General features: G+C 65.0%; 17 protein-coding genes and 1 riboswitch. Of the genes, 6 read left to right on the forward strand and 11 right to left on the reverse strand.

Going from position 1 to position 20,124, the window contains the following annotated elements; translation table 11 throughout:
* Positions 1 to 199 precede the first annotated feature (199 nt).
* From aqpZ to BTH42_RS22810, 3 genes are all read left to right on the forward strand, one after another.
* On the forward strand, positions 200 to 940 hold the full coding sequence (aqpZ, locus tag BTH42_RS22800; protein WP_075303428.1) for an aquaporin Z: 741 nt from the start codon (positions 200 to 202) through the stop codon (positions 938 to 940).
* Between the two features lie 178 nt (positions 941 to 1,118).
* Entirely contained in the window at positions 1,119 to 1,898 is a 780-nt protein-coding gene (locus tag BTH42_RS22805) for a histidine phosphatase family protein (RefSeq protein WP_075303429.1), read from the forward strand.
* Positions 1,899 to 2,268: 370 nt separating this feature from the next.
* Positions 2,269 to 2,571 carry a hypothetical protein gene (locus BTH42_RS22810; protein WP_075303430.1) on the forward strand — a complete coding sequence of 101 codons (303 nt, stop codon included), beginning with the start codon at positions 2,269 to 2,271 and terminating at the stop codon, positions 2,569 to 2,571.
* A 128-nt stretch (positions 2,572 to 2,699) separates the two neighbouring features.
* Here BTH42_RS22810 and BTH42_RS22815 read toward each other — a convergent pair whose 3' ends face one another.
* Both BTH42_RS22815 and BTH42_RS22820 read right to left on the reverse strand, forming a co-directional pair.
* Entirely contained in the window at positions 2,700 to 3,521 is an 822-nt protein-coding gene (locus BTH42_RS22815; protein WP_075303431.1) for a Cof-type HAD-IIB family hydrolase, read from the reverse strand.
* A gap of 134 nt (positions 3,522 to 3,655) precedes the next feature.
* A complete protein-coding gene (locus tag BTH42_RS22820; protein WP_075303432.1) occupies positions 3,656 to 4,543 on the reverse strand; it encodes a BadF/BadG/BcrA/BcrD ATPase family protein in 888 nt (295 codons plus the stop codon).
* A 140-nt stretch (positions 4,544 to 4,683) separates the two neighbouring features.
* On the opposite strand from BTH42_RS22820, the gene BTH42_RS22825 reads away from it, so the two are divergent.
* Positions 4,684 to 5,280 (forward strand): DNA-3-methyladenine glycosylase I, encoded by a 597-nt coding sequence (locus BTH42_RS22825; protein ID WP_075303433.1) that lies wholly within the window; start codon positions 4,684 to 4,686, stop codon positions 5,278 to 5,280.
* A gap of 279 nt (positions 5,281 to 5,559) precedes the next feature.
* Positions 5,560 to 5,985, forward strand: coding sequence for a hypothetical protein (locus BTH42_RS22830; protein WP_075303434.1), 426 nt, complete (start codon positions 5,560 to 5,562; stop codon positions 5,983 to 5,985).
* An 87-nt stretch (positions 5,986 to 6,072) separates the two neighbouring features.
* Here the strand turns inward: BTH42_RS22830 and rpsU are convergent, their stop codons facing one another.
* From rpsU to BTH42_RS22855, 5 genes are all read right to left on the reverse strand, one after another.
* Entirely contained in the window at positions 6,073 to 6,285 is a 213-nt protein-coding gene (gene rpsU, locus BTH42_RS22835; RefSeq protein ID WP_006050883.1) for a 30S ribosomal protein S21, read from the reverse strand.
* A gap of 438 nt (positions 6,286 to 6,723) precedes the next feature.
* Positions 6,724 to 7,665 carry an aldo/keto reductase gene (locus BTH42_RS22840; protein ID WP_075303435.1) on the reverse strand — a complete coding sequence of 314 codons (942 nt, stop codon included), beginning with the start codon at positions 7,663 to 7,665 and terminating at the stop codon, positions 6,724 to 6,726.
* Between the two features lie 191 nt (positions 7,666 to 7,856).
* The gene (gene fliT, locus BTH42_RS22845; protein WP_075303436.1) at positions 7,857 to 8,156 is read right to left on the reverse strand and encodes a flagellar protein FliT; all 300 of its coding nucleotides are present in this window, start codon (positions 8,154 to 8,156) and stop codon (positions 7,857 to 7,859) included.
* A gap of 19 nt (positions 8,157 to 8,175) precedes the next feature.
* Positions 8,176 to 9,783 (reverse strand): flagellar filament capping protein FliD, encoded by a 1,608-nt coding sequence (gene fliD / locus BTH42_RS22850; RefSeq protein ID WP_075303437.1) that lies wholly within the window; start codon positions 9,781 to 9,783, stop codon positions 8,176 to 8,178.
* A 148-nt stretch (positions 9,784 to 9,931) separates the two neighbouring features.
* Positions 9,932 to 11,326 carry a flagellin gene (locus BTH42_RS22855; protein WP_075303438.1) on the reverse strand — a complete coding sequence of 465 codons (1,395 nt, stop codon included), beginning with the start codon at positions 11,324 to 11,326 and terminating at the stop codon, positions 9,932 to 9,934.
* 323 nt (positions 11,327 to 11,649) lie between these two features.
* Here BTH42_RS22855 and BTH42_RS22860 point away from each other — a divergent pair, with 323 nt between their 5' ends.
* Entirely contained in the window at positions 11,650 to 13,797 is a 2,148-nt protein-coding gene (locus tag BTH42_RS22860; RefSeq protein ID WP_256702152.1) for a tetratricopeptide repeat protein, read from the forward strand.
* Positions 13,798 to 13,910: 113 nt separating this feature from the next.
* Here the strand turns inward: BTH42_RS22860 and BTH42_RS22865 are convergent, their stop codons facing one another.
* The 4 genes from BTH42_RS22865 to BTH42_RS22880 all read right to left on the reverse strand — a co-directional run bounded on the left by BTH42_RS22865 (position 13,911) and on the right by BTH42_RS22880 (position 20,089).
* Positions 13,911 to 14,921, reverse strand: coding sequence for a sodium:calcium antiporter (locus BTH42_RS22865; RefSeq protein ID WP_075303439.1), 1,011 nt, complete (start codon positions 14,919 to 14,921; stop codon positions 13,911 to 13,913).
* Positions 14,922 to 15,045: 124 nt separating this feature from the next.
* Positions 15,046 to 15,216, reverse strand: a riboswitch (yybP-ykoY riboswitch).
* Positions 15,217 to 15,336: 120 nt separating this feature from the next.
* Complete coding sequence (gene glf, locus BTH42_RS22870; RefSeq protein WP_075303440.1) at positions 15,337 to 16,467, reverse strand: UDP-galactopyranose mutase; 1,131 nt, start codon at positions 16,465 to 16,467, stop codon at positions 15,337 to 15,339.
* 54 nt (positions 16,468 to 16,521) lie between these two features.
* Positions 16,522 to 17,265 (reverse strand): DUF4422 domain-containing protein, encoded by a 744-nt coding sequence (locus BTH42_RS22875; protein ID WP_075303441.1) that lies wholly within the window; start codon positions 17,263 to 17,265, stop codon positions 16,522 to 16,524.
* Between the two features lie 79 nt (positions 17,266 to 17,344).
* Positions 17,345 to 20,089 (reverse strand): methyltransferase domain-containing protein, encoded by a 2,745-nt coding sequence (locus tag BTH42_RS22880; RefSeq protein ID WP_075303442.1) that lies wholly within the window; start codon positions 20,087 to 20,089, stop codon positions 17,345 to 17,347.
* Positions 20,090 to 20,124 lie beyond the last annotated feature (35 nt).

Genomic DNA, 20,124 nt, shown 5'->3' on the forward strand with positions numbered 1-20,124 from the left:
TTTCCTCTGATAATTATTAAAAATCAGGGAAATGTTAAAGCGACACTTTATCGCGCAATAGTTTCTAAATGCTGTTCACATTGACAATCCTTGACACCCGATTTGGCACTGCCTACCTAGAATTGCGCGCTCAAGGTGCGTACTCGTCGTTATCGATGCGCGCTACCGGCGTCGCCAATTCTTTTCGGGAATACCAATCATGCAGTTGTCAAAACGCCTCGTCGCCGAACTGTTCGGCACTTTCTGGCTCGTGCTCGGCGGTTGCGGCAGCGCGGTCCTCGCCGCGAACTTCGCCGGACCTGTTCACGGTCTGGGCATCGGCTTCGTCGGCGTGTCGCTGGCGTTCGGCCTGACGGTGCTGACGATGGCTTATGCGATCGGGCATATCTCGGGCTGTCACCTGAACCCGGCCGTCAGCGTCGGCCTGACCGTCGCCGGCCGCTTTCCCGCCCGCGACCTGGTGCCATACATCATCGCCCAGGTGATCGGCGCGGTGCTCGGCGCGTTCGTGCTGTCGCTGATCGCGTCGGGCAAGCCCGGCTTCGATCTGGTCGCCAGCGGCTTCGCGACGAACGGCTACGGCGAGCAATCGCCCGGCCATTACGCGCTCGGCGCGGCGTTCATCTGCGAAGCGGTGCTGACCGGCTTCTTCCTGTTCGTGATTCTCGGCGCGACCGACCGCCGCGCGCCGGCCGGCTTCGCGCCGATCGCGATCGGCCTGTGCCTGACGCTGATCCACCTGATCTCGATTCCGGTCACCAACACGTCGGTCAACCCGGCGCGTTCGACGGGCCCGGCGCTGTTCGTCGGCGGCGCTGCGATCGATCAGCTGTGGCTGTTCTGGCTCGCGCCGATCGTCGGCGCGGTGATCGCCGGTATCGTGTATCCGCTGATCGCGGAAGACCGCAGCGAGAATGCGCGGACGCTCGCGCTCGATTGACGCGGTGGTTTGAGCGGACGGCCGGGTGGTCTTTACTACACGGCCGGTGAAAAAACGGGTGCCGCGGCACCCGTTTTTTATTGACGAAACGGTGTGGGATGCGGGCGATGACGAAGCCGGTTCGATTCGCGAGCGCTGCTAGAATCGGGCGACTTCCAGCCTCGTACAGGTGCTAGCGATGAACCGCTTTCGCGTATTTCTGCATGGCGTCGCACTGTCGCTCGTCGGCTTGTGTGTGGGTATGGGCGTGAACGCGCTGGTGGTGCGCGGCGCTGAGGCGGCCACGGTTGTGGTCGCGAATAGCGCGGCTGTCGTTGCTAACGGCACGACGCCGGCCGCGACTTCCGCCGCAACTGCCGCTGCGGTCGACGGCAACATCGAGACGCTGGTGTTCGTGCGGCACGGCGAGAAACCGCGCGAAGGCTATGGCCAGTTGAACTGCCAGGGGCTTAACCGGGCGCTCGCGTTGCCGGCCGTGATCGCCGCCAAGTTCGGCAAGCCCGATGCGATCTATGCGCCGGATCCCGGCCAGCAGAAAAACGATAACGGTCATCCGTACTACTACGTGCGGCCGCTCGCGACGATCGAGCCGACCGCGATTCAATTCCAGATGCCGGTGCAAACGCCGTACGGTCTCGAACAGATCGACCAGCTCGGCAACGCGCTCGTCGCGCCGGCCAATCGCGGCAAGCTGATCGTGATTGCTTGGGAGCATCGGCTGATCGAGCAGTTGCTGCGGCAGATGCTCGCCGCGCACGGCGGCAACGCCGCCGACGTGCCGAAGTGGCAAAGCGACGATTTCGACAGCATCTATATCGTACGGCTCGACTGGCGCGACGGCACGCCGCGCGCGAGTTTCAGGCATGAGCATCAAGGGCTCGACGGGCGTCCGACCGATTGTCCGTGCGCGGCTTTGCCGGGGGTGGCGGCGTCGGAGCCGGCGGCCGTGTCTAATTAGGCGGTGGGTTTCGCTTCCGCTTCTGCTTTTTGTGACTTCTACGACTGCCGCGATTCGGGCTGCTTCCGCAGAGGCATCGGATTAATCGGGTAATACAGATGTAAGCCTCGATTACGCGCGGGCTGACGCAAATCGCCGCGCATCGGCGAGAAACCGCTTGGTCCAGCTGGGCCAGTCGTCGCAAAGCCTTATAAGACGGGATTTAGCGATAAGCGGCGCATCTTCGCACCGCGAACCCGCAATCTTTTCCATCCCCTTTCATTGCTGCGACGATGCTTGCAGTCCGTAACATCTCGTCGCAGTCCACCTGGCAGCGAGTGCGTACATTGGTCCTGTGCGACAAACCTACGTCGCTTCACAGGAGAGCTACATGAAACGCATCGTCACTCACTTGCTGGTTGCTGGCGGTCTCGCGGCGGGCGCATGCGGCGTCGCGCAGGCGCACACGGGTCTGAACGTCGGGCTGTCGATCGGCGCGCCGGTTTATGCGGCGCCCGCGCCGGTCTACGCGGCACCGCAGCCGGTGTACTACGGCGGCTGGCATCAGCGCTACGGGCGCGGCGACTACTATCGCGACTATCACCGCAATGACCGTTACGGCCGCGGCTGGGGGCACGACAACGGCCGGTGGGGACATGGCGATCGCGGCGAGCATCGCGGCTGGCGCGATTGACGGCGGACGGTTCGCGTCCCGCGCCGAAAGTCCCGGCGCTGCGTGACGCGCGCCATGCTAAACGGCCCGCATCCACTCAAGTGGCTGCGGGCCGTCTTCGTTTCCGGTTGCGTTAAGGCGCCGGGCGCTCAGGACGCCAGTTCGTCGTCCAGCGAGAACAGCTTGCGCAGATGATGCGCGACACCCGCCTCGAAGTTGTTGCCGATACGCGGCACGTTCGGCAGCCGCGTGATCAGATCGGGGTTCGCGTTGTTCATCATGAACGGATGGCCGGCCGTCTCGAGCAGATCGATGTCGTTCATGTTGTCGCCGAACGCGACGCAATCCGCGGCATCGACGCCGAGACGTTCGAGCACGATCTGCAACGCGCGGCCCTTCGACACGTTGGCCGTCATCACTTCCAGACAGTCCGGCAGCGAATACGTCACGTACAGGCGCTCGCCGAATTCGCGCTCGAGGTTGGCGGCGACCTGCGCGAGGTCGGCGGGCTCGCCGATGTACAGCGCCTTCGCGATGTCGTCGCCATTGTGAGCGGGCAGATCGGTGACTTCGTAAGTGAAGCCCGAGTCCTGGTGAAACTTCAGCAGATCCGGCGCATCGCGGTCGATCAGCCACGCCTGATCGGCGAACAGATTGACGATCACGCGGCCATGCGCGCCGACGATTTCGGGCTGCACCAGACGCTGGACGATCGGCGGCGGCAGGTCGTCGGCATGGATCACCGTGTGGTCCGGCGCGTGGACGCGGGCGCCGTTCGACGTAATCAGATACGGGCTGATGCCGAGCAGATCGCGGATGCCCGCGACGTCGCAGTAATGCCGCCCGGTGGCGATCACGAACCGCAGTCCGTCGCTTTCGAGCTTGCGCACCGTGGCGATCGTGAACGGGTCGACCTGGTGGTCGGCGTTGAGCAGCGTGCCGTCGAGATCGGTGGCGATGACTTTGTACATGGTGAAGGCCGACGGGGAGAACCGCCGAGGCAGCGTCAAAGTGCGTATTTTACAGATCCGCGGGTAGCGGCCGGCGTTGCCGCTGCCCCAGCCTTGGCCGAAACACTGGCCGCGGGCCGTTACAGTTCCTGCCCTCATCGCCCGCCAAGCCGCTGCAACTCCAGTCGCGCGAGGTACAGCCCGCCATGCGCCGAATCGGCCAACGGCTCGCGCAGGCGCCGCTGATACGCGCGCGGCACGTAGTCGCGCAGCGGCGCGCCGAGGCCGCCGCACAGCGCGACCGGCAACTTGCCGGTGGGGTCCAGCGCCGCGATCATCTTGCCGATTTCGACGCCGGCCTCGTCGAGCAGGCGCGCGACGAACGGATTCTTGCGATGTTCGATCGCTAGCGGCGCGAGCCGCGCGTAAGCGGTCTGATTGGCCTCGCACGACCACACGACGAGGCCGTCGTGATCCTGCACGCCGGTATAGGCGAGCAGGTCATGCACCAGATCGTCCCGCGGTCCGCGGCCGTCGAGCGCATGTTGCGCGTGAACGATCAGCCGCAGGCCGAGCCACGCGCCGCTCGCTTCGTCGCCCGACGGAAAGCCATAGCCGCTGACCGCGCGGAAGTCGCCCTCGTCCGACAGCGCGGCCGCCACGCTGCCGGTGCCGAGCGCGACCATCACGCCCGGCGCGCCGCCGTGCGCGCCGAGCAGCGTCGTGTACGCGTCCCATTCGATCGCCAGCGCCGCGGTCTTCGGCGCCTGCGCCTGAAACGCGTTGAGCCAGTCGCGATTATTGACGCCGGCAAGTCCGCAGCCGATCACGCAGCGCGACCAGTCGAGCGCGATGCCGGCGCGCCCGAACGCGTCGGCGCAGGCGGTCTGAATGGATTGCCATGCGTTGGTCACACCGAGCCCGAGTCCCGACGGGCCGGCCGTTGCCTGCGCGAGTTCGCGTCCCTGGATGTCGCCGAGTACGACGCGCGTACCGGTCCCGCCGCCGTCGACGCCGATCAGATAGAGGTGGTCTTGGTTCATCGAATCGAATGCTCTTGTGAGTAAGGAACGGGTAGCGTCGCAGGTCCGTTTCGATCCCGCAATTAGCCGAACGGCCAGGCTTGCGGCGCCGGACGCTTCCGCTATGCTGGCGAACGACATTGCCATACGGGAGCGCGACAGTGACACAACGATGCAACTGGGTATCGAGCGAAGCGCTCGCACAGTACCACGACGACGAATGGGGCGTGCCGTCGCACGACGACCGGCATCTGTTCGAGATGCTCGTGCTCGAAGGCGCGCAGGCCGGGCTGTCGTGGTCGACGATCCTCAACAAGCGGGCCGGCTACCGGCGCGCGTTCGCGAACTTCGAGATCGACAAGGTCGCGCGCTTCACGCCGCAGCAGGTGGACACGCTCGTCACGGACGAAAGCATCGTGCGTCATCGCGGCAAGATCGAGGCGGCCATTCTGAACGCGCGCGCGGTGCAGCAGATCCAGGCCGAGCATGGCTCGCTGGCGAACTTCGTGTGGTCGTTCGTCGACGATACGCCGATCCAGAACGAGTGGGCGTCGTACAAGCACGCGCCGGCATCGACCGAAATCTCGGACGCGTTGAGCAAGGCGCTCAAACGCTATGGCTGCAAGTTCGTCGGCTCGACGATCTGCTACGCGTTCATGCAGGCGGTCGGCATGGTCAACGATCACGAGACGACCTGTATGTGCCGCGCGCATTGCGCGTCGCTCGGAAAAAAACGGCAACGGCGCAAGGCCGGTTGACGCGGCAGCGGTCTCTCACGGCGTCTGGTTTTGGTTCTGGTATAGCCCCTCTACGCTTTTCGCGCAGCTCGGCCGTTATACGGTTATGAGCGCCGCGGCACCGCTCGCGCTAAATCGCGCGAGCGTGACGGCTCAACCGGCAAAGGTGCGAATTGAAGCCTCTTTACGGCGCTAGTCCGCCCTTCGCCGGGCGACGCACGCCGGATACTGGCGATGATCCGCACACACGATGCGCGCTCAACTACAAAGAACCACCGCTCGATGCGCGGGAGACCAACCATGACATCACTGAGCTTCCTGACCCATCAGGACATCTTCGATCGCGCGGTCGCGCACCTGTTCGGCCAGAAGCGCGCCGCATTGCTGCCGCGCGGCGGCGGCGCGTATCGCGGCTATTGCGGCGGCTGCCCGGTCGGCAGTCTGATCGCGCCGCGCGACTATATGACCGCGATGGAAGGCGTGCCGGTGCGCTTCATCGGCAAGCCGCCGGGCGAAGTGCCCGCCTATATGGACGTGGGTGTCGCCGCGCTGAAGAAAGCGCTGCTGCGCGCCCGCGTGAACGTGTACGACCGGGCGACCATCGATCTGCTCAGCTGCCTGCAAAACGTGCACGACGTATTCGGCACCTGGGAATGGCGCGAGCGGCTGGGATCGATCGCGAAAGAATTCAACCTGTCCGCCGAACGACTGAAAAGCGCGGCGTAATACCCAAAACGGCACCCCAAAAAGCAAAACGGCGATGTGGCTTCTTGCGAAGCTCACACCGCCGTTTGGCGTGCGTGAAAAGCGTGCTTAGTGCAGCTTTTTCGGCAGCATCTGGCTACGCAGACGCTTGTGCAGACGCTTGACGGCTGCTGCCTTCTTGCGCTTGCGAGCCGTGGTCGGCTTTTCGTACGACTGGCGCTCACGCAGTTCAGCGATCAGGCCATTCTTTTCGATTGCGCGACGAAAGCGGCGAATTGCCACTTCGAACGGCTCGTTTTCCTTCAGAAGAATCGTCGTCATGTAATTCCTAACTCAATCACTAGATACGGGTTTAATTGCGTGGCGATAACCGCTTTTGGTACCACTCACGCGCCGGCCCTCCGGTCGCTCCGATTCATGGCCAGTAACAGGCAAACGCGAGGAAGATGGACAACCCCGGCCAAACCACGAATGAAGCGAGAGGCTAACGGCCACGGAGGCCGGAAAAGAGAGGTGGGGAGTTCACCGCGGAACGCGGACAGACGTAATGCAAATGCCGCGTCTGTTGCCGTTTCGCCAACCTTTCATCAATGCGAACACTGACGAAACAGGCAAAGATCTCAATTCACTCCCGATGATATCAGGAAACTCTCCATCCTACCAGGGGTTTACCGATTACGCCAGGCTTTTCCCTGGCCATCGCGCCGCCACTTCCGTGACAAACCGCCTCTCCCCCGAGCCCCGCCCGTACCCGGCCGCTCAGGCGCTTGCCGCGTCCAGTTCGCGGACATCGTCGGCGCTCAATTTGAGCCGGACGGCGTCGGCGAGACTGCGCAGTTGCTCGACCGAGGTCGCGCTCGCAATTGGGGCCGTAACGCTCGGTCGCGCGATCAGCCACGCGAGCGCGACCGCCGCCGGCGTGCTGCCGAGCCGCTCGGCAACGCGGTCGAGCGCACCGAGAATCCGCAGGCCGCGCTCATTCAGGTATTTTTCGACCCGGCTACCGCGCGCCTTGCCGGCCAGATCCGCCTGGCTACGGTACTTGCCGGACAGGAAACCGCTCGCGAGGCTGTAATACACAACCACGCCGAGCCGGTTCGCGAGCGCCACCGGCTCGGTGTCGCGCTCGTATTCGGCGCGGTCGTACAGGTTGTATTCGGGCTGCAGCAGCTGGTACTCGGGCAGCCCGTGCTGGCGCGAGACCGCGAGCGCCTCCTCGATGCGCGCGCCGCTGTAGTTCGACGCACCGATCACCCGCACCTTGCCCGCGTCGATCAGCTTCTGGTACGCGCCCAGCGTTTCGGTGAGCGGCGTCGCGGTGTCGTCGTCGTGGGAGAAATAGACGTCGATGTAGTCGGTTTGCAGGCGGCGCAGCGAATCTTCGACCGCGGCCTCGATGTTCGCGGCCGACAGCCCCTTGCGCTGCGGATGCTTCGACACCTTGGTCGCGAGCACGATGCGCTCGCGCTTGCCGCTGCGGCGAAACCACTTGCCGATGATCGTCTCCGACTCGCCGCCCGAGTTGCCCGGCACCCACGCGGAGTAGACGTCGGCGGTATCGATGAAATTCAGGCCGGCGTCGACGAACGCATCGAGAATCGAAAACGACGTCGCTTCGTCGGCGGTCCAGCCAAATACATTGCCGCCGAACATCAGCGGGGCGACCTGCAAGGAGGAAGTGCCGATCCTGCGTAGTTCCATGATGGCTCCAGGTGTGAGTGGGCTGACTCGGGATGGGGACCGGGTGCGAACCCGGGAGCGTCGAGGATACGCCGCCTCGCACTTCGTTGCTGGCGGCAAAGAAAACGAAAAGCAAAAAGAAAAAGCCCGCACAAGGCGGGCTCGAATACGCACTTGCGCCGCGAACGGCGCAATAAATCGCGGCTCCTGCTTCAGTACCGCGCCATGTTCAGATACTGCCCGGCATTGCGGCTCGCCTGCATGCTCGTCCGATACTCCGCGCCCAGCACCTGCTGCGCGGCCTGCGCGGCTTCGACGATGACGCTGTCGATCGCGTGGATCTGCTTGAGCCGCGCCATCACTTCCGGCGACTGCGGCGTACCGAGCGCCGTCAGAAGCGGCGAGCGTTCGTCCGCGAGCTGCGCGGCCCGCTCCCACTCGCCGACGGCGACCGCCAGCTCGAGGTCTTTCGTGATCTGCCAGATACGCTCGATCGGGGCTACGTTCTGCATCGCTCTCTCCTCGTTGCGCTCAGCTCTTGTTCGATTCCAGCGCGCCCGCGCTGTTGGTGCCGCCGAACAGTTGCGTGAGGTACTGCGAGTTGTTGTTCATCGTGGCCATCAGCGTGTTGAGCGCGGTGAACTGCGCGGTGTAGGTGCTGGTGAGCTGGGCCTGCCACGCGGTGAGCACCGTCTGCTGATTCGTCAGACTCGTGAGGTCGTTGTTGATCGCATCCGTGCGGTTCTTGATGATGCCGCTGGACGACGTGTAATTCGTGATGTTGTTGTTCAGTTGCGCGGCGATGCCGTCCGTCGAGTTGAACAGCGAGGCCACCACCGACTGGTTGCTCTGCAACGCATCGCTGAGCGTCGTGTCGTCGATCGACAGCGTGCCGTCCGCCTGCAGCGTGATGCCGATCGACGCGAGCGTCGTCTTCGTGCTGCCGCTGCCCACACCGCCGCCGACGATCTTGGCGAGCTGATTCTGGATCATGCCCAACGTGGAATCGCCGAGCAGCACGCCCTGCGACGTCGAATCCGCGTTGTACGAGGTCAGCGAACCCATCGTCGTGACCAGCGTGTTGTACAGGCTGACGAAATTGTTGATCGCCGACGACTCCGCGCTCGTGTTCTGCGCGATCGTGAGCGCCTGCGTGGTGCCGACGGCCGCCGACGTGAGGTTCAGCGTCACGCCGGACACGGCCGACTTCACGCTGTTCGTCGAGCTGGTGACGCCGACGCCGCCCAGCGTGAAGTACGCATCCTCGGCGGCCTGGGTCTGGGTCCAGCCCGAACCGCTGATGGTCGACTGGCTGGGGTTGTAGGTCTGCGTGTTGCCGCTGCTGTCGAGCACCGGGTCGCCATTGCTATCCACGACCTGTGCGCTGAGGTCGCTCGCGTCGGTGATCGCGCCGCCGTTCGTCGTCGACACCGCGAGCTTGTTCAGGTCGTCGCTCGAGTTCGTATCGCTGATCGTGATGCTGATGCCGTTCGAGCCACCGGTCGACGTCGATTGCAGCACGAGGTACGCGCCGTTCGCGCCGTTCACCACGGTCGCGGCTACGCCGGGATTGTCGCTGGCGGAATTGATCGCCGACGCGATGTCGGAAATCTTGCTGTTCGAGCTGCCGAGGGAAATCGTCGTGCTTTTGCCGTTGACCGACAGGGTCATCGACGCCGTGCCGGAAGCCAGGTTTTTGGTCGCGCTATAGGCCGACGAGGTCAGCACCTGCGACGTCGCAACCTGCGACACGTTCAGCGAGTACGAACCCGCCACCGCGCCGGTGCTGGCCGTTGCGGTCACGCCGCTGCCGCTCAGCGTGGAGGAAAAACTGTTGAGTGTGGTGCCGTCGCTGAGCGGCTCGACGGCTGCCTGCAACGCGGACAGTGCCGCGGAGAGCGTGCCGTACGCCGAAATCAGCGTGTTGTCCGCGGTCTGCTCGGCGGCGATGGTCGCGGCCTGACCGGCGGTCTTGGAATTGACGAGCGCGGTGACGAGCGAACTTGTGTCCATCGACGAATTGGTCGAGCCGCTGATGATCGACTGTGCGGCGGCCTGCACCGTGGCGTTGGCGCTGGCGGTCGTGGTGGCGACTGCACTCGCGATCGCGCTGGAGGTGGATCCGGTTACGGTGGACATGAAGAGGCTCCGTGCATCGGCAATGCCGGTTAAAGCGATCTGATACGCGCTTTAACGCTGGAAATGACAATCGGGAGGCAAGCCTCCCGAAGGGTTTTCGTCCGGCGCGCATCAAGCCGCGCGCCGGACGTCTGCAGCGGGAAGCGTCTTACTGGAGAAGCTTCAGGATCTGCTGCGGCTGCGAGTTCGCTTGCGACAGAACCGAGATACCGGCTTGTTGCAGAACTTGAGCCTTCGACAGGTTGGCCGTTTCTTGCGCGAAGTCGGCGTCCTGGATCGACGATTGTGCCGACGACAGGTCGGTCGATTGCGCTTGCTGCGCCGTGCCGATCGCGGTGAAGCGGTTTTGTGCGGCGCCCAGCGTTGCCTGCAGGTTGTTGACCGCGTTCAGCGCGTTGTCGATGGTCAGCATTGCTGCCGATGCGCCGTCCTTGGTCGAGATGTCGATCTGCGAAACCGTGTTCGACTTGCTCAGCTTGTCGATGGTCGCGCCGACAGCGTCGGTCGCCTTGCCCGCTGCGTCGAGGTTCACGTCATCGCCGGCCACTTGGGACGCGACCGCGATACCACCCGTGATCGTTTCGATGTCGGTCGCCATCGAAGCACCGGTTTCGCCGGTCAGCGTGGTATTGCCGTCGCTGTCCGTAGCAACAGTACCGCCCGCGAAGACTGCGGTAGCAACAGCGCTATCCAGGGCCTGACCGTTCTGGTCGGTGAGCGTGAAACCGCCCTTACCGTCGGCGATCACGTTGATCTGGGAGACAGTAGCGTTCTCGCTGCCGTCGGTAGCAAGCGTGTACGTAGCCGAGGCCTGGCCCGCTGCAGTCGGGGCCGTAGCCTTGGTGCCGAAGAAGGTAATCGTGGATGCGTCGGTGATCGAGTTGCCGTTCTGGTCCGTGTACGAGACCGCATTCGTGGAGTCATCCCACGAAGCCGTGATCGACGTAATGCCCGCGGCAGCCACTGCGGCGCCGGTGTCATCCAGCGAGACCGAGAACGAGCCGAGCGTGTTGCCAGCTGCCGGGACGCCGCCGCCGATCGAAGCAGCGGACATCGACTGCGACAGATTCAGCGAGATCGACTGACCGACGTTTGCGCCGACCTGGAAGCCCACGGTGCCCAGCGAGCCGTCGAGGACGTTCATGCCGTTGTACGTCGTTTGCGACGCGATACGGTTGATTTCCGAGACTTGCTGGTTCACTTCCTGTTGAAGTGCAGCACGGTCGTTGTCGGTCATCGAGCCGTTCGACGCTTGCGTCGCCAGCTGGCGGATACGTTGCAGGCTGCTGGTCAGCGACGACAGGCCGCTCGACGCGGTTTGCACCATCGACACGCCGTCGTTCGAGTTCGACACGCCCTGGTTCAGACCGTTGATCTGGGTCTGCATGATGTTCGAGATCGCAAGACCTGCCGCGTCGTCTGCTGCGCTGTTGATACGCTTACCCGACGACAGACGCGTGATCGCTTGCGACAGCGCGCTACCCGAACCGGTCAGGTTTTGTTGCGCGACGAGCGAGTTGATGTTGCTGTTGATTCCGAGCATTGAGATTCTCCTGATGGGGCCACTGGCCCAGTAACGGCAGCGGTTCGTTAGCCGGCCGCCTTGTTTGTGATAACGACCCCACCTGGAGAAACTTTAGCTACGTGTTGATGCGCTGTTGCACGGGCGCGCTTCGCGGCGCGATGCCGGTCGCACAGCGGATTGCCCGCGATGGACGCCCGGCCCGCGCCCGGCCTTACGGCTTCGCAAGACGGCCAGCGCGGCACGCCATCGGTCGAATTGAGCCGCGTTGCCCGCTCAGTTCCGGCCGTCACCGCGGCGGCGCATCGCTTAAGCTGCCAGTCCACCGCCCTTCCACGACCACCGTGACCGCTACGAGCCCACTCGCCCCCGCGCGCCCGCACGTTCTTCTGAGCGAAGCCACCGCCCTCAGCGCCGCCGGCCAGTTCGCCGACGCGCTGGCGCTGCTCGCCCCGCTCGTCGGCGCGAACGCCGGCGCCGAAGATGCGGAGCACACCGATGCGCTCAATCTCGCGGCGATGTGCGCGATGGGTACAGGCCAGCCCGCGCACGCGCAGGCGCTATGGCTGCGCTGCATCCACGCGAAGCCGGATTTCGCCGACGCGTATCTGGGCCTCGGCGCGATGCTCGCGACGCTCAACCAGCTTGCCGAAGCGGAAGCGGTTTACGGCCAGCTTGCCGCGCTACGTCCCGCCGACGCCGACGTCCACAGCAATCGCGGGATCGTGCTGCACCGGCTCGGACGGCACGACGCGGCCGAGACCGCGTACCGCGCGGCGCTCGCACTGCGTCCGGATCACGTCGACGCGCACTACAACCTCGGCATCGCGCTTCACGAACAGCGCCGTCTCGACGACGCGGAGGCGGCCTATCGCGCGGCGCTCGCCGCGAATCCCCAGTTTGCGAAAGCGCACAACAACCTCGGCAACCTGTTGCGCGAACGCGGCCGCATCGAAGACGCTGAAGAAGCCTATCGGCAGGCGCTGCTCGCGCACCCTCACTACCCGGAGGCACTGAACAACCTCGGCGCTCTATACAGATCGCTCGGCCGCCTCCGCGAAGCCGAACTCGCCTGCCGCCTCGCGCTGCAAATCCGCCCGGCCTACCCGGAGGCGCTCAACAATCTCGGCTGCGTGCTCACCGAGCTCAAGCGTCTGCCCGAGGCCGAAAGCGCGTACCGGCAGACGCTCGCGTTGCGCCCCGCGTTCGCCGACGCGCATTACAACCTCGGCTGCGTGCTGCACGCACTGGACCAGCCGGTCGATGCCGAAGCCGCGTATCGGGAAGCGCTCCGGCTTGCGCCGGACCGCGTCGAAGCGGCCAATAACCTCGGCTGCGCGCTGCTAACGCAAGCGCGCCTGCCCGACGCACTCGCGGCGTTTCAGCACGCGCTCGGCTTGCGCGACGACATCGCGGAAACGCACTTCAACATCGGCAGCATCGTGAAAGAACTCGGCGAGCTGGAGCAAGCCGAAGCCGCCTACCGCCGCGCGCTCGCGTTGCGCCCCGACTACGGCGACGCGAAGTTCCGTCTCGCTACGCTGCTCATCGGCATGGGCCGCTTCGAGGAAGGCTTTCTGCTGTATGAATGCCGCTACGAGATGGTCGGGTTCGCGCATCACGCCACGCAGTCGATGCTGCAATGCCCGCGCTGGCGCGGCGAGCCGCTCGCCGGCAAATCGCTGCTCGTCTGGCAGGAAGATGGACTCGGCGACATGCTGCAGTTCGGACGTTATCTGCGCCTGCTGAAAGCTCAGGGCGCCGCGCACGTCGCGTTTGCCTGTACGGCGCCGCTCCAGCGCCTGTTCACCGAGGTCGATGGCGTCGACGCCGTGCTCACTCACGACGAAGCCGCGGCGCGCGCCGGCACGTTCGATTACTGGACCAGCCTGCTCAGCGCACCGCTGTATCTGGGCACGACGCCCGACACGATTCCGCCGCCGCTGCGCGTCACCGTCGATCCAGCGCGCATCGAGCATTGGCGCGAGCGCCTTGCCGCGCTAGGCGCGGGACCCCGGGTGGGTCTCGTCTGGAAGGGCAACCCGAAGCACCACAACGACGCGCACCGTTCGCTGCCGTTGCTGAACACGTTGGCGCCGCTCTGGAGCGTGCCGGGCGTGAAGTTCGTGAGCCTGCAGAAAGGCGCGGGGGAAGACGAAGCGCTGTCGTTTCCCGCGAGCCTGCCGATCCTGCCGCTGGGCGCCGATCTCGCAGACTTCACCGACACCGCCGCGGTCATCTCGCAACTCGATCTGCTGATCTGCGTGGATACATCGACGGCGCATCTGGCCGCCTCGCTCGGCAAACCGTGCTGGGTACTGCTGCCGGCGCGCGATGTGGACTGGCGCTGGATGCACGACCGCGACGACTCGCCGTGGTATCCCGGGACGGTCCGGCTGTTCCGGCGAGGCCTGGATGAACCGTGGCTCGCCGTCGCGGAGCGCGTGCGGCAGGCGTGCGCCGCGTGGTTCGACGCGCGGTTCGACGCGTGACGGCAGCGCCGCGTTTGCCGCAGCGCCCGGTCACGCGACCGCTGCGAAGACGCCGCTGAAACCATGCTTGATCAGATCAGCGGCGAGACTTCAGCCAACGCGGCCGCACGCGCTCAACGCGTCAACGTCACCGCCAGATACGTCGCATACAACACGCCGCACACCAGCAACGCCCACACCCTCACGCCCTGTTCGCGCACGTTGATACGCAGCCACGCGGACGCGGCCAGCGTGATCATCACGCCGGTCAGCACTTCGATGCGCGGCGTCCACGGCGTCAGCAAAATGCCGATCGCGGGCAACAGCGTGCCCTGAAACACCATTGCGCCGGTGATGTTGCCGAACGCGAGCGTGTCCTTGCCGCGGCGGATCCACAGAATGCTGTTGACCTTCTCGGGCAACTCGGTCGCGATCGGAATGATCAGCAGCGACAGCAGCAGCGGCGACACCTGGAACACCTCGGACACGCCCCGCACGCCTTCGATAAAGCCTTCCGCGCCCCACACCAGCAAGGCGACCGCGAGCACCAGCTGCACGCCGATCGTCGCGAGATTGGTCGGGATGCCGAAGCGCGCGAGAAACATCTTGCCGGGCGCCTCGGTGCCATGACCGGCATCGACCAGCCCGCTCGACGCGCGGAACGTCTTCACGACATACATCACATAGACGCCGACCAGCGCGATGCTGAACAGCGCGCGCACGATCATCTGCTCGTGCGGCACGTACATCGCGACGGCCGCGAGCGCGAATGCGCACAGGAAGTAGTTCAGATCGCGCGTGAAGCCGCTGCGCTCGGGCGCGACCCAGCCGTTGACGCCGCGCGTGCGCAGGATCGCGAGCGTCATCAGAAACGTGGAGAGCGTGGACAGCATCAGCGGCGCGCCGAGAATCGCGCCGACGCCGATTTCCTGATTGACGGTGCCGCCGGTCTTGCTGCCGGCGATCGCGAGCAGCGGCACCAGCGTTTCGGGCAGCGCGGTGCCGACCGCCGCGAACAGCGAGCCGGTCACGCCTTCGGAGATTTTCAGACGCTCGCCGAGATGTTCGAGCGCATTGGTGAAGAGTTCGGCCGCCACCAGGATGACGACCAGCATGATTGCGAGTTCGAGCAGCAGACCTGTCATGCGGCGCTCCCGGCCGACGTGCGGCAAACACGGCAATTCACCGACACCGGCCGGCGGCTCGAAGCGAAAGCAAAGGGGAAAACGGCTGACGTGCAACGGTGATTCACAGGGCAACTCCGCGGTCGGACGTAAGTGACGAACCATGACGCACCGCCACCCGTCCGACCAGAACGAGGCAGTACGTCAATGGTCTCGCCAAACCGACCCGGTCGAACGCGCCATGACCCGCAGGCCAAGTATGTTGACGCGCTCTCCTCCATGCGATGAAGGAAGGCTACTCCCCAGTGACCGGTGGATTCTAAAGGCTCGCCCGCCTTTCAACAAGCTTGAACGTGTGACCGGTTGGTCAACAATTGTGAGATAGCGCGGCGGCCGCGCGGCGCCGTCGATGCGCTCCGCCTGCCGCCAACCGCGCTCAACCGAGCGCCACGGCCTCGTCGATCGCGGCCACCGCCACTTTCTCGCAGAACGCCAAAGCGGCGCCCACCACCTGATGCATATCGTAGTAACGATATTCGCCGAGACGGCCGCCGAAATGCACGCGCGGCGCGAGTTCGTCGGCCTGCGCGCGATACCGCTCGAACAACGCTTCGCTTTCCTCATTACGTGCCGGGTAGTACTCGATATCGCCCTGACGCCACTCCTGCGGATATTCGCGGGTAATCAGCGTGACCGGCTCCTTCGTGTTCATGTCGAAGTGCTTGTGCTCGAGAATGCGCGTCCACGGCACGTCGGCTTCCGTGTAGTTGACGACCGCGTTGCCCTGGTAATCGGCGACGCCGACCAGTTCGCGCTCGAAGCGCAGCGACCGATATTCGAGCACGCCGTGCCGGTAGTCGAAGAACGCATCGATCGGGCCGGTGTAGATGATCCGGTCGTAGTCCGCGATCCACGCGTCGCGATTAGCGTGGAAATCCACCCCGGTCTCGACCGTCACGCCGTCCAGCAACTTGTCGACGATCGCGGTATAGCCGCCCACCGGAATGCCCTGATAGCGGTCGTTGAAATAGTTGTCGTCGAAGGTCAGCCGCACCGGCAGGCGCTTCACCGCGTCGGCCGGCAAATCGCGCGGATGCCGTCCCCACTGCTTGGTCGTATAGCCTTCGATGAACAGCCGGTACAGCGTCGGCCCGATCACCGAGCAGCAATACTCTTCCATGTTGGCGGGCGCGGGATTGTCGATGATGTCCGCCGCGAGGCGCGCGCGGGCCGCTTCGGGCGTGCGCACGCCGAACACCTGATACAGCGTGAACAGGTTGATCGGAAAGCTGTAAAGCTGCTCGCCGTGCGCAACCTTCACGCGGTTCACGTAGTGGTTGAATTCGGCGAACTGGCACATGTAGTCCCAGATCCGCTTCGAGTTCGTATGGAAGATATGCGCGCCGTACACGTGCTCGTGGCAACCGGCTTCCGGCACGTGCCGGGTGTAGATATTGCCGCCGACGTGGGTGCGCTTTTCGATCACGTGACAGTGATGACCCGCGCGCGTCAACTCACGCGCGCAAACGGCGCCATACAGGCCCGCGCCGACGATTAGAACCCGCATGTCCTCGTTTCCTTCTGTTTGGTCGATAGCCGTTGCGCTGTGTCGAGCGACGGCTTACACGTTGTTGAGGACGAAGATCTGCGATTCGTACGCGCGCAGCCGGTTCGCGAAAATGAACGCGCTGGTGAAGCGCTCGGCCAGATAGCCCGGATAGCGAAACGGCTGATAGCGCGCGCCGGGCACCTCGTCGTATTCGCCGACGCGCTGGAACACCCGGTCGATCACGAAGAACAACTGCTTGCAGTAGTGATCGAAAACGTCCTTCCGGCAGATCAGCATGTTGCCGTAGATATTGCGGTTCTCGACGCGCAGCGGATGGTTGTGGCGGCCGTACAGGAAGTCGACTTCATCGACGAACACGTCCCATTCTTTCGCGGACTGCGTCGCCAGATAGCTTTCGCGCAGCGTCAGCGGGCACGGGTCCGAGCGCGGCACGATGATGTCGTAGGTTTGCAGGATCCGCTCGATCGATTCGGCCTGACGCGGGTCCGCAAGAATCGATGCGATGTTGTTGTCGTACGCGAGTTCGAGCCAGCCGCTAGCGAAATGCGTGGTCGGCACGAAGTTGAAATAGCGCCGGTAGTGGCAGATGCCGACGAAGTCCGCGTTGATGTTCTTCCACACCCAATACGTGGCGGTGAGCTCGCAATAGAAGCGGTTCAGGTGGGCGATGTTGTCCTTGCCGAGATCGTCGCGATATTTCGCGCCGTCGAATTTATTCGGGCCGACGGCAATCGGCCAGTAAAGGTCGGACTCGGGAAACGAGGTGTTCTTGTGACTGACGACGCAGATTGGCATGCTGATTCCTGGAGTCGATCCGGGCGTCGCGCGACGCGGCCCGGATCCTGATGTACGGGTGTGGAGCGCGGACGCGCGATCAGGCGACGAGCGCCTTCTTCGCGTAGAACTCCATCAGGGTCGGCTGGCGGTCGGGAATGCGGAAACCGGCCAGCTCGAAGCCGCATTCGTTCAAGAGGCGCGCGAGCGTCGCGCGGCTGAACAGATGGCTGTTGCCGATCTCCTGCCAGAACGGGTTCGCGTTCTGGCTTTCCAGCACCTTCCACACCGAAGAATTGAATTGCGGCGCGCTCACCACCAGCAGACCGCCCGGCCGCAGCACCTGGTGCGCTTTGAGCAGCACCGCGCGCGGATCGGTCATTTGCGGCAGCACGTCCATCATCGTCAGCACGTCGACGACGATCTCGATCTGCAGCGTCATGAAGTCGTGGTGCATCGCCATCAGCCCGCGCTGGCGCATCCGGTTCACCGCGTCCGCATTCGTGTCGAGACCGATCGCGGTGAAGCCGTAGTCCGCCGCGCCCATCACGAGGCTGCCGCTGCCGCAGCCGACATCGACCCAGTACGCGGGCGCGTCGCGGCGCGCGAGCGCCGGGCCATAGCCGCCGAGCAGGTCCACCACCTTGTCGACGACCGGCAGCCACTTCGCCGGATCGATCTCCGCGCCGGCCGGCGGGGTCGCGTTCAGCAGCGCGCGGCCCGCGTCGGTCCAGTGGTAGCGCGAGTGCACGTGCCGGCAGGCGGGCGACGTGCACTGCATCCACGTGAATTCGGTCGGCAGCGGCGCGCGCCACGCGGGCAGCGGGCGGCAGCTGATCGCGCCGAGCGTCGTGCTCACGCTCTGGCACAGCGGGCACGCGGTGTACAGCGTGCGCAGCGCGGCGTTCTGGCTCGGCGGCACGGCCGCGCGCTCCGCTTCGGCGATTTGTCCGCAGTCGCTCACGTCGAGGTGAGCGAGCGCGCCGCCGTCGCGTTGCTGCGCGATCATCGCTTCGATGCCGCGCTCGAAATTACGCGTGAAGCGCAGCGTGTCGAACAGCGGTTCACTCAGGCGATTCGCTTCGACGCGAGCGCGCAACGCGCTGCGATAGCCGGCGTCGCTCGCGATTCGCTTCGCGATCCGAACCATCTGGTCGCGATCGTCGCCGACCAGCTCGGGCACGCCGAGCGCATTCAACAGGCTCTCGCTCACGCGCGACGAAAAGTGCTGGCCGCGCGCGGTGATCACCGGCACGCCGGCCCACAGCGCGTCGGAGGTGGTCGTGTGACCGTTGCAAACCAGCGTGTCGAGCACCGCGTCGACCAGTTGCAGGCGGGTCAGATGGTCGTGCGGATCGGCGAACGGCGCGAAGATCACGCGCGCCGGATCGACGCCCATCTGCTCGGCGTAGCGCGCCAGATTGGCCATCTGCGCTTCGCTCTGGCCGAGCAGCCACAGCACCGCGTCGGGCACTTCGGTCAGCACCCGCATCCATACTTCGAAGCTGCCGCGGTCGATCTTGTACGACTGGTTGAACGCGCCGAACACCACCTTGTCTTCCGGCAGTCCGTGCGCCGCGCGCGTGCCCGGCCGCGGCGGCACGAGGCGCTTGCGGTCGTTGCACTGGTAGGTGTGCGGCAGGCGGCAGAATTTCTCCGGGTAGTACGGCGCGCTCGCGTCCGGCGTGACGAAGCGGTCGGACACGATGTAGTCGATATACGGGCTGCCCGCGCTGCCCGGAAAGCCGATGAACGCAGCCTGTAGCCGCGCGGCCCGGTACGCCATGATCCCCGAGCGGCCGCCGCCGGTGTACAGCTTCAGGTCGAACAGGATGTCGAGGTCGTCGGCGGCGATCCGCTCGGCGGCCTGCTGATCGCTCAGCGTATGAATCTCGACGTGGTGCTCGACCGCGTCGAGAAAGCGCTGCCGGTAATCGGACACATCGGGCGCCGTGTAGTCGTACGCGAAAATCTCGAAGCGCTCGCGGTCGTGCGATTCGAGCAGACCGGCCATCAGATGCATCGTCGCGTGGTTGCGGAAATCGCTCGACAGGTAGCCGACCCGCACCCGCTCGCCGGGGCGGCGCGCGGCGCGCGGCGCGGCGAGCGGCGGCCCGTCCGCGGGCGGCACCGTGCGCGCCACATAGGCCTCGGTCACCGCCAGGTTCACCGCTTCGTTCGCGCACCAGGTGAGATTGGTCAGCGGATATTCCTGCGCGCCGCCGAATTCGCCGCGCGCATACCAGCCGAGCAGTTTCTGCTGCAGCGGCTCGATGCTGTCCCAGTCGCAGGTGTAGCGCATCGCGACCAGCGACGAACCGACGATCGCCGCATCGTCCGGCGCGAGTTCGAGCAGTTTGCGGAACGCGCGCGCGGCGTCGTCGAACTTGCCGATGTTTTGCAGGAACAGCGCCGCGCGCGACAGATAGGTTGGATTGCTGCTGAGTTCGAGCTGTCGATGCGCGGCGTCCGCGCCGTCCTTGAAGCGGCCGGCGTTGAAGGTGGTGGTGACCAGCGTGTCGAGGATCGTGTCGTCCTCCGGCGCTTCGGCGCGCGCCCGCGCGAGACAGTCGAGCGCCGCGTCGATTTCGCGCTCGCCGGTCAGCAGCATCCCGGCGACCAGCCAGTTGCGCGAGCCGGCGCCTTTCTCGCCGGCCTCGCGATACGCGGCGATCGCGTCGCGCGCGCGGCCGCAGATACGCAGCGCCTCGGCCTTCAGGGTCAGCAGGCCGGGATTGCCGGGGTGCAGCGCGAGCCATTGCTCCACTTCCGGCAGCGCCTCGGCGGCCTGGCCGCCATTGATCCGCTCCAGCAATTGCGCGACAACAATTTCGCCGTTAGCCATTTCAAACGTCACAGAGGTTGCAGATTACGCAGACA

Source organism: Burkholderia sp. SRS-W-2-2016, from assembly GCF_001931485.1.
Lineage (GTDB): Bacteria > Pseudomonadota > Gammaproteobacteria > Burkholderiales > Burkholderiaceae > Paraburkholderia.

Bases quoted from the DNA above. Each gene is read 5' to 3' on its own strand.
- fliT (WP_075303436.1), bottom strand. From the start codon at position 8,156: ATGCAGAACGTAGCCCCGATCGAGCGTATCTGGCAGATCACGAAAGAC.
- aqpZ (WP_075303428.1), top strand. From the start codon at position 200: ATGCAGTTGTCAAAACGCCTCGTCGCCGAACTGTTCGGCACTTTCTGG.
- BTH42_RS22820 (WP_075303432.1), bottom strand. From the start codon at position 4,543: ATGAACCAAGACCACCTCTATCTGATCGGCGTCGACGGCGGCGGGACC.
- BTH42_RS22810 (WP_075303430.1), top strand. From the start codon at position 2,269: ATGAAACGCATCGTCACTCACTTGCTGGTTGCTGGCGGTCTCGCGGCG.
- BTH42_RS22880 (WP_075303442.1), bottom strand. From the start codon at position 20,089: ATGGCTAACGGCGAAATTGTTGTCGCGCAATTGCTGGAGCGGATCAAT.
- fliD (WP_075303437.1), bottom strand. From the start codon at position 9,783: ATGTCCACCGTAACCGGATCCACCTCCAGCGCGATCGCGAGTGCAGTC.
- BTH42_RS22840 (WP_075303435.1), bottom strand. From the start codon at position 7,665: ATGGAACTACGCAGGATCGGCACTTCCTCCTTGCAGGTCGCCCCGCTG.
- BTH42_RS22805 (WP_075303429.1), top strand. From the start codon at position 1,119: ATGAACCGCTTTCGCGTATTTCTGCATGGCGTCGCACTGTCGCTCGTC.
- glf (WP_075303440.1), bottom strand. From the start codon at position 16,467: ATGCGGGTTCTAATCGTCGGCGCGGGCCTGTATGGCGCCGTTTGCGCG.
- BTH42_RS22855 (WP_075303438.1), bottom strand. From the start codon at position 11,326: ATGCTCGGAATCAACAGCAACATCAACTCGCTCGTCGCGCAACAAAAC.
- BTH42_RS22875 (WP_075303441.1), bottom strand. From the start codon at position 17,265: ATGCCAATCTGCGTCGTCAGTCACAAGAACACCTCGTTTCCCGAGTCC.
- BTH42_RS22865 (WP_075303439.1), bottom strand. From the start codon at position 14,921: ATGACAGGTCTGCTGCTCGAACTCGCAATCATGCTGGTCGTCATCCTG.
- BTH42_RS22830 (WP_075303434.1), top strand. From the start codon at position 5,560: ATGACATCACTGAGCTTCCTGACCCATCAGGACATCTTCGATCGCGCG.
- rpsU (WP_006050883.1), bottom strand. From the start codon at position 6,285: ATGACGACGATTCTTCTGAAGGAAAACGAGCCGTTCGAAGTGGCAATT.
- BTH42_RS22815 (WP_075303431.1), bottom strand. From the start codon at position 3,521: ATGTACAAAGTCATCGCCACCGATCTCGACGGCACGCTGCTCAACGCC.